General features: G+C 70.7%; 15 protein-coding genes. 1 reads left to right on the top strand and 14 read right to left on the bottom strand.

Going from position 1 to position 12699, the window contains the following annotated elements; genetic code table 11:
- Positions 1–190 precede the first annotated feature (190 nt).
- The 4 genes from IEZ08_RS24480 to IEZ08_RS24470 form a co-directional block, all read right to left on the bottom strand.
- Complete coding sequence (locus tag IEZ08_RS24480; protein ID WP_203863480.1) at positions 191–1006, bottom strand: deazapurine DNA modification protein DpdA family protein; 816 nt, start codon at positions 1004–1006, stop codon at positions 191–193.
- 32 nt (positions 1007–1038) lie between these two features.
- Positions 1039–1164 (bottom strand): hypothetical protein, encoded by a 126-nt coding sequence (locus IEZ08_RS40330; protein WP_268249360.1) that lies wholly within the window; start codon positions 1162–1164, stop codon positions 1039–1041.
- Positions 1165–1701: 537 nt separating this feature from the next.
- Positions 1702–2223, bottom strand: a complete 522-nt coding sequence (locus IEZ08_RS24475) for an NADAR family protein (RefSeq protein WP_189243032.1) — start codon at positions 2221–2223, stop codon at positions 1702–1704.
- Positions 2224–2537: 314 nt separating this feature from the next.
- On the bottom strand, positions 2538–3221 hold the full coding sequence (locus tag IEZ08_RS24470; RefSeq protein ID WP_189243031.1) for a hypothetical protein: 684 nt from the start codon (positions 3219–3221) through the stop codon (positions 2538–2540).
- A 350-nt stretch (positions 3222–3571) separates the two neighbouring features.
- Between IEZ08_RS24470 and IEZ08_RS24465 the strand changes: the two genes are divergently transcribed.
- Positions 3572–3961, top strand: coding sequence for a hypothetical protein (locus IEZ08_RS24465; protein ID WP_189243030.1), 390 nt, complete (start codon positions 3572–3574; stop codon positions 3959–3961).
- A 60-nt stretch (positions 3962–4021) separates the two neighbouring features.
- Here the strand turns inward: IEZ08_RS24465 and IEZ08_RS24460 are convergent, their stop codons facing one another.
- The 10 genes from IEZ08_RS24460 to IEZ08_RS24415 form a co-directional block, all read right to left on the bottom strand.
- A complete protein-coding gene (locus IEZ08_RS24460) occupies positions 4022–5206 on the bottom strand; it encodes a DUF3560 domain-containing protein (RefSeq protein WP_189243029.1) in 1185 nt (394 codons plus the stop codon).
- Positions 5207–5674: 468 nt separating this feature from the next.
- Positions 5675–6190 (bottom strand): hypothetical protein, encoded by a 516-nt coding sequence (locus IEZ08_RS24455; RefSeq protein ID WP_189243028.1) that lies wholly within the window; start codon positions 6188–6190, stop codon positions 5675–5677.
- A gap of 15 nt (positions 6191–6205) precedes the next feature.
- Positions 6206–6715, bottom strand: coding sequence for a DUF6349 family protein (locus tag IEZ08_RS24450; protein WP_189243027.1), 510 nt, complete (start codon positions 6713–6715; stop codon positions 6206–6208).
- A gap of 215 nt (positions 6716–6930) precedes the next feature.
- On the bottom strand, positions 6931–7620 hold the full coding sequence (locus tag IEZ08_RS24445; RefSeq protein WP_189243026.1) for a hypothetical protein: 690 nt from the start codon (positions 7618–7620) through the stop codon (positions 6931–6933).
- Positions 7613–8278, bottom strand: a complete 666-nt coding sequence (locus IEZ08_RS24440; RefSeq protein ID WP_189243025.1) for a hypothetical protein — start codon at positions 8276–8278, stop codon at positions 7613–7615. The genes IEZ08_RS24445 and IEZ08_RS24440 overlap by 8 nt, the downstream gene beginning before the upstream one ends.
- A gap of 73 nt (positions 8279–8351) precedes the next feature.
- Entirely contained in the window at positions 8352–8636 is a 285-nt protein-coding gene (locus tag IEZ08_RS24435) for a hypothetical protein (RefSeq protein WP_189243024.1), read from the bottom strand.
- Entirely contained in the window at positions 8623–9048 is a 426-nt protein-coding gene (locus tag IEZ08_RS24430; RefSeq protein ID WP_189243023.1) for a hypothetical protein, read from the bottom strand. Before IEZ08_RS24430 ends, IEZ08_RS24435 begins: the two co-directional genes overlap by 14 nt.
- Before the next feature lie 116 nt (positions 9049–9164).
- Positions 9165–9743: a DUF4192 family protein gene (locus IEZ08_RS24425; RefSeq protein WP_189243022.1), complete on the bottom strand. Its 579-nt coding sequence runs from the start codon at positions 9741–9743 to the stop codon at positions 9165–9167.
- 97 nt (positions 9744–9840) lie between these two features.
- A complete protein-coding gene (locus IEZ08_RS24420) occupies positions 9841–11706 on the bottom strand; it encodes a VWA domain-containing protein (RefSeq protein WP_189243021.1) in 1866 nt (621 codons plus the stop codon).
- A complete protein-coding gene (locus IEZ08_RS24415) occupies positions 11703–12674 on the bottom strand; it encodes an AAA family ATPase (RefSeq protein WP_189243020.1) in 972 nt (323 codons plus the stop codon). Before IEZ08_RS24415 ends, IEZ08_RS24420 begins: the two co-directional genes overlap by 4 nt.
- Between the last annotated feature and the right edge of the window lie 25 nt (positions 12675–12699).

The following is a 12699-nucleotide window of genomic DNA, read 5'->3' as shown; positions in this document are numbered from 1 at the left end:
GGACCCTCCTTGATCACCAGGCAAGAGGAAGGGGACGGATCCCGTGCGGGAATCAGGCGCAGGCGGGATCGGACAGAGCAAGGCAGGGCAGGTTGGCGTAGGGATCCGGCACTGCCCTGCCCGGAGCCGATGCGAGCCGCGACGCCGAACGGAGCGGTTTGCGGTGGCGCGCAAACGGCACCGGAGCCGGTTATGCCGCGCGGGCGAAGGTGTCGCTGGCCAGGCCGCGGCCGATGATCTCGTGGTGCCAGGCGAGTGCCGCCCGGGCGCAGTAGTTGCAGGTGGTGTGGGTGCAGCCGGGCAAGCGGAGGGAAGCGGAGCGCGCGCCGAATGACCAGGCTTGGGAATCGCTGGAGAGCAGGTACGGGCCGCTGATTTTCAGGCCGGTGATGCCGAAGCCGTAGGCGTGCAGGCGGATGCCGTCTTCGGCCAGCTCCTTGATCAGCAGGTGGATCGGGATGCTGGTCTGGCGGCGGCAGACGCTGCCCAGCCCGACCAGCGGCTCATCGCGTAGATCGATGCCGACGGATTCGTACATCTTCCGGTGGCGGCGGTAATCTCCGGCGGTCCACCCCTGCAGTGAGGGCACGATCGGTAGCTCAGGGGCCAGTGACCGCAGCAGCAGCAGCAGGTTCTCGATGGTCAGCCGCTGGTGATCGCGCGTGGTGAGGCCGGTGCTTCGGCGTACCTCTTCTTCGCACATGTAGTCCTGCTGGGCGATCCAGCGCAGCTGCCCGATCTCGGCGATGTAGCGGCGCACGTCGTCGAGGTACTGCTGCGGCTCGATCCGCCAGCGGGCCGACGGATCGGTCGCTTTCTTGCGCCGCAGGTGCATGTAGCCACTGGAGTCCAGCGCCCATGGGCCCCGGGCGCGCGGCAGCTTCCGCTTCAGGCGACGCAACCGGGAGTAGCTGACGAACAAGGGAATGTGCTCGTTGCCTTCCCAGATGGAGCCTTCGCGGTTGAGCCAGCTCGGTTCCGGAGCTCCAAGAAGCAGGGTGGGCATGTCGCGGCGGCCTCGGTCTCGGTCCGCCCCGGTCAGAGGTCTGGCCATGCCGGTTCCGCCCAGTCCAGCTGCTGGCGGATGCCGTCGAGCTCATTGGTCGTGCCCTTCAAAAGGCCAGCCAGCATCTCCGTGAGGTCCGCCTCGATCGGCGTGGTCATCGTCGTGATGGCTTCTCCGGGTTCAATGCGAAGACTCGGTCTCGGGTAGAGCGGTGGCCAGCAGAAGAAGTCCCGGTCCGGAGCGGGGACCGAGAGGTTTCGGGCATGCTCGGGCCTCCTCACGTGAGGGGAGTTTTCTAGTGGGTGGGCGCCGTAGCGGGAATGATCAAAACCCGCCTTGGCAAGCACCTCTGCTTGCCAAGGCGGGCGGGGCGGTAGGTCAAGCGTTGCCGTCGCCAATGGGTGCAGGGGAGGAGGGTTCAGGAGCGGCCTCGCCGTGTGGGGGAGGGGAGGCGGGCGGCCGCGCGATAGTCGGCGCCGTTGGCCATTCGGAACTTCACCGTTTCTCTGCACGCCCCGCAGGTGACATCTGCGGGGTCGTCGGTGTGCTGGCTGGTGTTGTGCCGCTGGCACGCGGGCGGGTTCCGGTAGTGGGTGACGGGCGGCTTGGTCGCGATGACGTCCTCCGGGAGGCGGTGCGCACAGGAAGAGGGTCGGCACCTGGCCGCAGTGGGATCACGGCCAGGTGCGACGTGGTCAGGGCGCCAGGTGCTGGGGATCGAGGAGCGGGCTGCTGGCGGGAATGCGTCCGGCGCGGATGTCGCGTAGCCGCATGAGCATGTGACCGAGGAAGTTGGCTCCTGGCGCCGCGCAGGCCCGGCGACCGCAGGTGCAGTTGCCCCAGGTGTTGTCGTGCCAGCTGTTTCCCTCTTCGAGGAAGGCCTGGCCGGTGGCCAGCAGCAGCGCGGTGACCTCGCGGCCGGGCGGGAACTTGGCGCGCAGCACGCTGTCCATCGCCTGATAGCGCACACGGTGGTCCCAGTGAGGGCGGAGCGTCACGCGGCGGCCGCGGCGTTTGGCTTCCGCGGGGGTCGGGGCGGCGATGACCCACGCGCGTTCGTCAGGGTCGGTGGTTTTGGCGGCGTTGAAGGCGTGTTCGGCCGTCGGATAAACGACCGGAAGACTATTGCCTGTGGAGACGATCTCCACGGTGATGTCGGAGAAGTTCGACAGGAACGCGGAGGCTCCGGTGAAGCGAGTGATGCGGCCATGTGACATCGCGAGATCTCCTGATCAGATGCGTGGAGTGCCGAGCGCGGGCCGGTCGGGGGGCCGGCTGAGCCGTCTCGGGCGGCCGCGAGTGCTGGTGTCCAGGGTTCGGAGCGAAGCGACGATGCCCTGGACACCAGCGGGAGGGGCTGCCAGGCTCAGTCAGCCGGCGCGCCGGCCCGGGAACAGCCTGCCGGGCCCTTGGGTTCCTGACGGGATGAGATGTACCACGGCGATCCAGGCGGACCGGTACACACCGCGGCCGCCAGCACCGTGGGACGGCGGATGAGCTGGATCGAGGCAGGGCGAATCTCGGGGACACCTCAGTACCAGCTGCTCACGCAGTTGATGTCGTGCTCGCCTCGGGGGGTGCTCTCGCCTGCTGGGCAATCGCATGACACATCGGCGACGGGGGCCTTGGGCGGCTGCGGGTGACGCCAGAGGGAGCGGGCGGTGAAGAACTCCAGCTCCTGGTGTTCGGAGGAAACGCAGCAGTACCGGGCCTGGTCGTCGACTTCTGCATGGAGGTAGCGGACGGACCGGCGGCCGCCGCACACCGGGCAGTGCAGCGCGCCGAGGCTCACGAACCGGTCGGTCACCTCTCGGCCACCGGTGGTTTGCACGCGGATATTGGTGACGTCGTGCTCTGCGGCCAGCAGGGCCGCCAGCGCTTCGATGCCTTCACCGGGCATCTCCTGGACGATCGTGCCGGAGGGGGTGGTGTAGGTCAGGCGAAACAGTTCCTCCCCGTCATGCCGCGGCGAGGGTGGCGTCGCCGATGAAGGAGGCGTCTTGAGGGCACTCCAGCCCTGCGGCTGGTCGATGGCCGGCAGACCGTCGACCGCTTCGATCAGCCGTCGTGCGCTGTAGATGGTGAGGTCGGCCTCGCGCCTGAGCCGGCGGCTGTCGAAGAAGGGTTCACCCGCCCGATCCTTGGCTCCTTTCCAGTGCTGCAGCTGTTCCTGCAGGTCGGTGAGTCTGGTGGTGAGAACGGGGGGAATGTGCACGGCACGTCCTTTCCGCCCGTAGCAGCGATGCTGGTGCGGGGCCGAGGAGGTGGATCGGTTGAGCCGTCTCGGGCGGCCGCGAGCGGAGCGGACCAGGTGGAGCGCCCGCAGCGAAGCGAGGACGAACGACCTGGTCCGCTCCGGGAGTGGCTGCCAGGCTCAATCAGCCGATCCACCTCTTGGGGCCGGCTGCTTGTTGCGGCCCGCCAATCCGAGGGCACAGCAGGCGATGCGGCGGGAGACAGCGCGGAGGCGTGCCCGGCGGAAGGGGGCTGTGGTCGCGGGGATGCGGGGGAGGCTCGATCGCCGGGGCTGTCGGGAACGGCACTCCGCGCATTACAGTGATCGTCATGACTGTCAGGGAAGACTTGTCGGAGCGTGCCGAGAACCTGCTGAAGCAGCGCCTGCCGACCGCCCGCGCTGTCGACGAAATCGATCAGAAGATCGCCGATCGCCTTCGCGAGCTCACGGAGCTGATCAAGGAGCGTCCTCGGGTGTATGCCCGGGCGCTGCGTGACGGCTGGGGCAAGGAGGATCTGGAGGCTCTGGGCATCCCCGAAGAGGTGAAGGTCACCATCGATGGGATGTCGGGGACGCGGCGTCCGCGGCGCTCGCGTTCGGAGAAGGCAGCGCCGGCTGCGACCGGTCCAGCCCTTGCTACAGGGGTGGATGCGACCCCGGAACCCACCGCACAGCAGAACGGTCACGAACCGGTCCCTGATGCGGACCGACCGTGGTGACCATTGGGTGTCCGGTGCCGCGGTGATGGCCGCCGCGGCAGGAACCGGCGTGCCCCGGGCTTATGGGGTGTCGCGCTGCCCCCGGGCCTGGCGTACCTTGCGCGCGATCAGCTCCCGCACCTGCGCCGGGTCGAGCCCGTCCAGCTCGGCGGCGCTCACCTTGCCTTGGATCTTGTCGTACGGAACCGTGTCGGTGAACAGCCGCTCCCTGCCACGCGGGTTAGCTATCTCCTTGCACTGTGCAACCGTGCGCACCGGCCCACCCGGCGTGCCCACCCAGTAATGCGCCCAGGGGATCGTCACGCTCTTGGCATTGACCCGCATGACCTCGACCACGTCCCCGTGATAGATCACGAAGTCGCCCTTGGCGAAGTCCGCCTTGCTCCACAGCTTCACGCCGCGCTGTTCAGCTTCGGCCAGGACATCCCGCCAGTAGCCGAGCTCATCGTCGATCGCGGCGATGTCGGCCTGGTAGCGGGCGATGGTCTGCTCCCCGAGCGGCAGCCGGCACCGGCGGGAGCCGTCATCGTAGGTGTGCTCCACTTCAGCGCCCTCGGGCAGCTCCTGCCCTGCCCAGATCAGCCTCGTCGGTTTGTCCTGCAGCTCGCGTTCGATGCGCCGCCGGTCAGCCTCCAGCCGCTCGATGCGGCGCCGCGTCACCCCGGGGTCTTCCCGGTGCCGCTGGTAGCGCTCGGCCGCGGCAGACCGGCCTGCCCAGTAGGCTCCCTTGTTCAGCTCCTCGACGGCCTTGCCATCCTGGGCATGCGCCCAATCCAGCAAGCGGCGATGCCCTCGCTCGCTGTGGTGACCTTCGAGGACCGGCTGCCCGGGCGGAAGGTGGCGCATCCGCTCCCGGGTGCGCTCCCAGCGGGTGTTGCCGGCCGCGGTGTTACGCTCAGCCCACTCGCCGTACCGATAAGCGCGCTCCTCGGCCCGCTCGTTGCGGTCGGCCTCGGCCTCGGCGAAGGAACGGCCCGGCATGATGTCGTCGATGTCGATCGCGACGGTAAAGCCGGCCGCGCGCAGCGCGGCGGCTACATCCTCAATAATCCACCGCTTGGCGGCCCTGTCCCGGGAGTTCGGGATGTATAGGCCGACGTAGCGAGAGGACCGGAAGCCGCGGCGCTTGACGATGTCCCAGACACCGTCGCCCTTGCGGCTGCCCTTGATCAGGGTGCCCTCGGCGCGGGTGTGCACGATCCGGATGGTCTTCTTGGTGGGCTGGGCGGTCGTCGCCTCTTCCACGATGCTGCTCCTTGTGTCATTGCGTAGGTGGCGGATCCGGCCACGAGCAGGTCCTCAACCGACAGCTGCGGGGCCGGATCTGGTGTCAGGTGTGGTTGCGGACGACACCCCCGGGGGGAGGTCATCTGCGACGGCCACGGCGGTGCAGATAGGGGCCTGGAGCGGCTCGAACGCATCCAGGCGGCAGCCACATCAGCCCGCCCGAATCAGCCCGCCGCTGCTGTCTTCGGCCAGTGGTCGGGGCCCGGGGTGCGCTCGATCGGCGCCCCCGCGTAGGTCGCCGGGCAGGACCGTGACGAGCGGCTCGTCATCGGCCAGGTCCCCACGCGCGGTGCGGATGGTGGGCACGCACATGGCCCATACGGTGATTTGCTGACCACCTGTGCAGAACACCCCTCCGCGCAGAGGAGTGGCTGCTGGCAGAGCACGTCGCCCCACACGAGTCGGCGAGGCGGCCGTGCGGGGCCATCAGGGGGATGTCTCCTCTTCGCGGGTGGGGGCCGAGCCGTAGATGCCGAAGAGACCGAAGTCCTCGGGCGAGCGGGTGGCGCGCAGCCAGAACCCACGGCCGTGCTCGTCGTAGTGCAGGCCGTCCCACGTCCACCCGTCGACGACCGCCAGATCGTCGAGCCGCCAGGTCATCGACCGAGAAGCCCAGCCCTGCTCCGGACGGTTCATCACGTGATATTCGCTGCGGCCGTCGCGCTCGAGGACGCGCACCAGCACGCGTTCGGTGAAGGACTCCAGCCGCCGGCGCGGCCGGATGACGGGGCAGGTCGTGCAGTCGCCGTCGCGCAGGCAGGGGCCGAAGCCACCCCAGGCGGCGCGCCGGGTGTCATGCGACTCAAACAGTTTCGTCGCATACAGCGGCCGTAGTGCGCACTGCGCCCGGAAGACCGCGCCCCAGCTGATCGACATGCGGTTCCAGCCCTGGCCGTCGGGGCCACGCGGGTCGTGGGCGGGGGCGGGCAGGTAGATCGGCATGAGCGGGCTCTCCTTTCATGGAAACAGGGCGTCTTGGACGGTGGCCGCGGCAAAGGCCGCCCTGGTGAAGGGCAGGCGGGGGACCAGGACGGCGATGCTGTAGCCGCCGCCGGGCGCATATCCGGGCACGTGCCGCATGCCGGGTGGGGTGCGGTAGGCCCGCACTGGGCCCTGCTGGTCGAACCAGCCGGGCGGATACACCCGGCGGCATTCGGCCTCCCACCGCTTCAGCGGGGCGCCTTCATAGGGGCGGTGCTCCATGACGGGCAGGCGCCGCCATCCCGGGTAGGCGTGGTCGCAGCCGTCCTCGACCGCAGCGTTCTCACACGAGCGGGCGGGGCCTTCGTGGCCGCAGCCGCCGCAGTGGGAGCGGAAACGCAGGTGGTAGCTGGGGTCGGCGACCGTCGGCGAAGCCACTTCGCCGTCTTCGGCCCACCAGGAGCAGACAGTGACCCGGCAGGGGCTGCCCGGCTCACCGGGGCCGGGATGGGTGGGAGCGATGGGCACCGGGAGGTCAGGAGCCATGGCAGAAGATCACCTTTCGGTCAGTTCGGAGCTGCCGGGCCGTTGAGCGGGACGAGCAGGTTCAGGCGCGGGCGCCACGGCCACCCAGCTCCCGCAGGTTCACCGACCAGTTCGCCGACGCAGGCGTCCAGTCGCGAGGGCTGGACGCGTCCGGTCGGCGCGCGGGCCGTCAGCGGCGCGGACCGGTGCCCGGGACGGTCTCGTACCTGGCGGAGTCAGGAGGCCGCGGGAATGGCGAACACCCTGCGAGGGCCGTCGATGCGGTAGCGGGTCATGTCGGCGGTGGCCGCATCGGCGCTGGCATCGCCGGTAGCCAAGGCTCCGCGCGCTGCGGTGCCCAGGGCATCCGCCGTCTCGGGCCGCCGGCCTGAGGTGATCCATGCGATGAGCGCCGCGCCGTAGGCGTCCATGTAGGTCCGTCGGTAGGCGCGCATGAGGTTGTCGCGGTCCTTGGGAGCGTGGTGCTCTTCAGGCAGGGTCATCAGGTAGGAGCGGTGGATGCGGGCCGCCGCCTTGGCGGCGGCATCGACATCCGCCAGGAAGTCCGGCACCACTTGGGCGATGCGCGCGATGTGATCGGCGCGGGCGGTGCAGGTCAGTTTCAGGTCGCCGTAGCGGAAGGTGGCGTGTTCGCGTTGGAAGACCGACACGTGCCCCTGCAGGCGGCGGATCAGCTCCAGAGCCAGGCGCAGCCGGATCGGGCCGAACCCGGCGCTTTTGGCGATGGTGATGGTGCAGGCCTCATACGGCAGCGCCGACTCGATCGCGTGGATGCGGGCGCGGGTCTTGCGGGCGAGGGCCGAGGCGTTAAGGAACTCCTCAACCGTGGTCGCGCCGTCGACCAGGGCGAGCGCGGCGGCCAGGCGGATGCGGCGCTGGTGCAGGGCGCCGAGGTCGTCATGCATGACGCGTGGGCCGGAAGACCCGGCGCGGGGGCCAGAGCGGGCTTACAGGCGCTCCTGATGCACGGTCGCCGGGCTGTCGCGGCGGGGAGCTGTCGGCTGAGCCGCTCAGGCGCGCCAGCGCACCGCGGTGGTGGTCAAGCAGCCCGTCCAGGTCGGCGCGTTTGGCCTTCAGCCCATCGATGCGCTGGCGGTGGGCGGCGCGGGCGGCGGCCTGGCACAGCGCATCCCGGCCGGAGTAGCCCAGCCAGTGACGGGCCAGGGCACTCAGCACCGCGGCGAAGTAGGCGCCGGTGTCTTGCGGAGCGTTGATCGCCACGCTGGCGGCGGTGAGGTCGGCGGCGTGAGCGAGCTGGTGGGCATCGACGGTGATGGCGCCGGTCACGGTGACGGCGCCGTCGAGGACGGGCCGGTGCGGCCGCCGGGTGGGATCGTCGGTGTGCTGGTCGCCGTAGCGGAGGGTGAGCCGGGTGGTGGTCGGGTCGATGGCGTCGGGCAGGGAGGTGGGCATGGCGATGATGACGCCGCTGATGCGCGCTCCGGCCAGCTGGTAGCGCAGGGCGCCGGTGTGCAGGTCGGGTTCGATGAGGGCGGGCAGATGGCCGGGGTCGGCGTTGATGATCAGGCGTGCGGCGGTCGGGGGGTATGTGGCGGTGCGCATGGGCGACTCCTGCTGGGCTGGGGCCGAAAGGCGGGGCCTGGGACCGCACCCTGCGGGGAAGGTGGGGTGGTGGTCAGGGGGTGCGGCCGGAGGCCGGCGGGAGTGGCGAGCGAGCGCGCCTGCGGCGGGCCGGAAGCGGCAGCGCGGCGATGTCCGGGTCGGTGCTGGCGACTTCGATGTGCTGTCCGGGCAGGTAGCAGCCGCACGTGCTTTGCCGGATGACCGTCAGCCTCAGCGGCAGGTGCCCGCTGTAGGGGCGGGGCCGGCCGATCGCGGTGATGCGGGTCAGGACGGTGCGGCCGCCGGTTGCGGGACGCAGGGCGACCAGCTGGCCGAGGGACGGGTCACCGATCGGCATGGCCGCGGCTTTCCGGTCCAAAGGGGTGCGCGGCCGGGGCCTGCTCGCCGGGTTCGCTGCCGATGACGGGCTGGCCGTTGACCTTCAGGCGCAGGGAGCGGTCGGCGTGCGGGGTGCGAGGGTTGACCTCCAGCACCAGCCCGTCGGGAGTCGGGGAGAGGAAGATGTCGACGTCGCCGGCCTGAACGTAGGCAGTCTGCTGATCGCCGACGGGATTTTCCAGTACCTCAACATCGACCAGAGCGGCCGGCAGCGTCCGGCCGGTGGCCTGCACGATGCCGGTGATGATCTGCACGACCTCCACAGCTGTGCCGGGGCGGGTGAGCAGGTCATGGATGGCGTCCAGAGCGGCCTGATCGGGAAGCTGCTCCTGATCGGGCAGGCGGGGCAGCGCTGTGGCGGGAGTGGGCATGGTGAGGGGAACTCCTGAGGATGAGTGCGGGGCGAGCGGTGATGGGCTCGCGGAAGGACCGGCAGGGGGCGGTGACGCACGCGCGGGCGACAGCAGACAGCGGTGATCGCCGACGGTCAGGCAAAGGGTGCGTAGCAGGTCAGTAGGTTGCGCAAGACGTCGAGATCGCGGCTGTCAGGCCAATGGCCCGGCTCGGATCCGTCGGCCTGCGGCACACCTGGAAAATCGGTGATGTCGAGGCCGAGGTGGAAGGCGATGTGGAGCATGCTGGCTGTGGAGTAGAACGGGTCGATTGCCAGGGCGGTGACGAGCGCGGTGTGCGCCTGTTCCAGCTGGCCTTCGCGCCAGGCGGCGAAGGCCAGCAGCGTCAGCGCGGGAGGCCGCAGCGGCCGATCCAGCCGCATGAGCAGGTGGCGTAGCAGGCGGGTCATCGTCTCGGGGTCGAGGTCGAGGATGCGCCAGGCCTGGTTGCGGATGGGTGCCAGGCACAGGTCGAAGCCGATGCGCACGATGGTGAGGTCATCGGGAGGCTGTCCGCGCCGGTAGGCGGCCACGGTGGCAGACAGCTGCTGCATCCCTTCGGTGAGCACTTCCTGCGCCGCCGGGGCGGGCTCGCGCAGGCGGGCGGCCAGCAGCATCGCGGCCTGGGTGGCCACGGAAAAGTTACGGTTGATCAACGACTCGAATGAGATCATCACGTTTCCTTCCGGGGTGGGTGGTGGGCCGGGCCGGGGAACCGAGGGGACAGGGCAACGGGGTGAGGCGGCCGACCAGTGAAGGGGTTCGGCGGGCTCAGGCACCGCTGTGGCGCAGCGCGGTGATGGCGGCCTGGCCGATGGCGTGAACGGCGCTGGCCGGGTCGTGCGCGGCGACGCTGATGGCACCAGGCAAAACGGTGGCGCGGCGCTCCAGGCACAGCCACAGCACGCCGCAGCCGGCGCGTACCAGCCGGTCGATCCGCTCGCCGGCGAGGCGGATTTGCTGCTGGCCGTGGAGCTGCCCATCAGAGGCGATGACCAGCAGCCGGGCTCCGGTGCCGGTGGCCAGCTCCAAGGTCCCGTCCAGTGCGGCGATCGCCTCATGCAGCACTTCGGTGCCCTCATCGGTGGTCAGTTGCGGTACCAGGTCGGGCACTTGGCCGGGCCGGGTCACGGGGGTGAGCTGCTCACCCCAGGCCAGCGTGGCCGAGCGGCCGTGGATCTGGCGCACCGCCTGGGCCATCACCCAGGTCAGGCTGGCCATCGCCGCGGCGGTGGCGTGCATGGAGCCCGACACATCCACCGCGATGCCGACCTGCAGCGGCGGCTGGGGGGTGGGGCGGCGCCGCAGCTGGCGAAACGGCTGGGCGGTGATGGGCAGGCCGAGCGCGTGCTGGGCGGTGGCCAGCATCGCATCGCGACCGTTGAGGCGGCCCGGCGGCAGCGCGCTGGGGGTGACGGAGCTGGCGCGGCCGCGGTGGCGGGCCCGGCGCAGCTCAGCGGCCAGAGCTTTGGCGGCCGCGCGCTCAGCCGCCGTGGCCGGGCGCTGGCCGGTGACCGGACCGCTGGAGCGGTTGCCGCCCCCGGCGCCGAAAGCGATCTGCGCGGCCCGGGCAGCGGCCGCGCGGGCCTCGGTCTCGGCTGTGCGCTGGGCCAGGATGTGGGGGTTCGGGGCGGCGGTGGCCTGGTGGTCGGCCAGATCGTCGGCGGCCTGGGCGATGCTGGCCTCGGCGACGGCGGTGGCCAGGTCGGCGGCGGCGGCGCTCAGCGGGTGGGGGCTGCTCGGCGAGGCGGAGGGATCGGCACCGTCTTCGCCGGATTCAGCGCCGGTGCCGTGCCCGAGCGCGCAGCCCGTACCGGCCCGCATCACCTCATCCGGCAGGGTCTCGTCGTCGTCCAGGCCGAGCGCGGCGACGACCTGGTGGGCCAGATCGAATAGGGCGTCGATGTCGCCTTCGGGTAGCTGGATCGCGGCCTGCCACAGGGAGGTCAGCTCGGCCAGAGTCTGGTCACCGAGCACCGCGCGCACCTGGGTTTCCATCGCGGTCACATCCCCGGGCTCCAGCACTCCGGCATCGACGCGGCCCAGCGCCAGCAGTGCGCAAAATCCCGCGGCTGCGCGTTGCTGCTGGTCACTGGCATCGTCAGGAAGGGGCGGCGGGGTGATCAGCTGGCGGGCCGCGGCGCGCAGCCACCGCTGGTGACCGGGGTGGTGGCGCAGTTGTCCAGCCTCGATCCACAGTTCCTCCAGCCAGGTGGCGGCCTGGCTGACGCGGGGCGCAACCGCTCGGCCGCGCTCGGCCATCTGGAGGGTGTTCCAGCCGTGGGCGCGGGCGTGCCCGGCCTCATGACAGCCCAGCCCGACCAGCACCGGATGGGCCAGCCGGCCCGGGAAGGTGGTGGGGTCGACCTCGTCGGGGTGGGTGCCTTCGGGCAGGGCCACATCGGCGTTGATGGTGATCTCGGCGCGGCGCGGATCGAACCACGCCGGCGGTGCTTTCGTGCCGCGGCCCCAGACGATGTCGAGCAGGACGTCGTCGCGGCCGCTGAGGGTGCCGATGACGGAGTTCATCCGGATGATGAGCTCGTCACGGGCCAGCTGCAGGTCCTCATCAACCACCGGGGCGACCGGCGGAAGGGGGGTCGGGCCGGCAGGCTGCGGGGGCGGGACAGCGCTCATACGCCGTAGCGTCCTTCCACCCGGGCCACGCTGGCCTTGGTGAAGTGCCGGCGCAGCGCGGCCACGACCTCGGCGCGGTCGTGTTCGGGCGCGGCCGCGGCCAGTGCGGCCACGGCGTAGGCCTCTCCGTACAGGGCGGCCAGGTCGCGGAAGGTCAGCAGCTCGCGCAGCTGCGGCGCCCAGCTCAGCGTGTCGTCTTCACGTTCCCGGCGTCCGTCGAGGTTCTGGGCGACGGTGACGGCCTTGTCCGGGACGCCGAGCTCACGCGCCAGCTGCCAGTCGGTGCCCACCAGCAGGTGGTGGGCGAAGCGGCTCTTGAGCGCCTCCGACAGCTGGGCACCGGGCACGTCGGGGTTGCAGGCGGCCACCACCATCCAGCCCGAGCGCACCGGCAGCGGCGGCAGCTGCGGGTTGGCGGTGATGCGCAGCTCGCCGCGGCCGTCCATCAGCGGGTACAGGATCGCCAGCACGCGGGGTTCGATCAGGGCGATTTCGTCGATCAGCAGCGGCACATTGCGCAGCACCGAGCGGTGCAGCGGCCCGGGCGCCCAGGAAAAGGCCCGGGTGGTGGGGTCTTGCACGAAGGTGCCCACCAGGTCGGCTTCGGTCAGGTCGGCCGAGCCGATGACGGTTTCCAGGCCGGGCCCGTCGTCGGAGGCGTAGGCCGCTTCGATCATCGCGGTCTTGCCGGTGCCGGGCGGCCCGTACAGCAGCACGTGCTGGCGGTGGCGGTGGGCGGCGCGCAGCAGCGCCAGGTCCTCGTGCGGTCCGATGTGGCGCGGCTTGTAGATCTCCCCGCACGGCCGCATGCGCTCGCCGATGGGTGGTAGGGCGGGCCGGTTGGCCTGGACAGGCCGGCGGAAGCGCGGTGCGGTCGCCGGCGGTGGGGCGGCGGGCTGGGGCAGGAAGTCCTCAGCGGTCAGGTTGGCCAGCATCTGGGCGGCCTGGGTCGCAGCGGGCGTCGTCATACGGTCCTCATTTCGGTGATGGCAC

The organism is Planobispora rosea (assembly GCF_014648175.1).
Classification (GTDB): domain Bacteria; phylum Actinomycetota; class Actinomycetes; order Streptosporangiales; family Streptosporangiaceae; genus Planobispora; species Planobispora rosea.
This window is presented reverse-complemented; position numbering and strand designations above follow the sequence as displayed.

What these genes read in the sequence shown, in the direction of transcription:
- IEZ08_RS24480 (WP_203863480.1), bottom strand. Translation starts at nt 1,006, where the DNA reads ATGCCCACCCTGCTTCTTGGAGCTCCGGAACCGAGCTGGCTCAACCGC.
- IEZ08_RS40330 (WP_268249360.1), bottom strand. Translation starts at nt 1,164, where the DNA reads ATGACCACGCCGATCGAGGCGGACCTCACGGAGATGCTGGCTGGCCTT.
- IEZ08_RS24475 (WP_189243032.1), bottom strand. Translation starts at nt 2,223, where the DNA reads ATGTCACATGGCCGCATCACTCGCTTCACCGGAGCCTCCGCGTTCCTG.
- IEZ08_RS24465 (WP_189243030.1), top strand. Translation starts at nt 3,572, where the DNA reads ATGACTGTCAGGGAAGACTTGTCGGAGCGTGCCGAGAACCTGCTGAAG.
- IEZ08_RS24455 (WP_189243028.1), bottom strand. Translation starts at nt 6,190, where the DNA reads ATGCCGATCTACCTGCCCGCCCCCGCCCACGACCCGCGTGGCCCCGAC.
- IEZ08_RS24450 (WP_189243027.1), bottom strand. Translation starts at nt 6,715, where the DNA reads ATGGCTCCTGACCTCCCGGTGCCCATCGCTCCCACCCATCCCGGCCCC.
- IEZ08_RS24445 (WP_189243026.1), bottom strand. Translation starts at nt 7,620, where the DNA reads ATGCATGACGACCTCGGCGCCCTGCACCAGCGCCGCATCCGCCTGGCC.
- IEZ08_RS24440 (WP_189243025.1), bottom strand. Translation starts at nt 8,278, where the DNA reads ATGCGCACCGCCACATACCCCCCGACCGCCGCACGCCTGATCATCAAC.
- IEZ08_RS24435 (WP_189243024.1), bottom strand. Translation starts at nt 8,636, where the DNA reads ATGCCGATCGGTGACCCGTCCCTCGGCCAGCTGGTCGCCCTGCGTCCC.
- IEZ08_RS24430 (WP_189243023.1), bottom strand. Translation starts at nt 9,048, where the DNA reads ATGCCCACTCCCGCCACAGCGCTGCCCCGCCTGCCCGATCAGGAGCAG.
- IEZ08_RS24425 (WP_189243022.1), bottom strand. Translation starts at nt 9,743, where the DNA reads ATGATCTCATTCGAGTCGTTGATCAACCGTAACTTTTCCGTGGCCACC.
- IEZ08_RS24420 (WP_189243021.1), bottom strand. Translation starts at nt 11,706, where the DNA reads ATGAGCGCTGTCCCGCCCCCGCAGCCTGCCGGCCCGACCCCCCTTCCG.
- IEZ08_RS24415 (WP_189243020.1), bottom strand. Translation starts at nt 12,674, where the DNA reads ATGACGACGCCCGCTGCGACCCAGGCCGCCCAGATGCTGGCCAACCTG.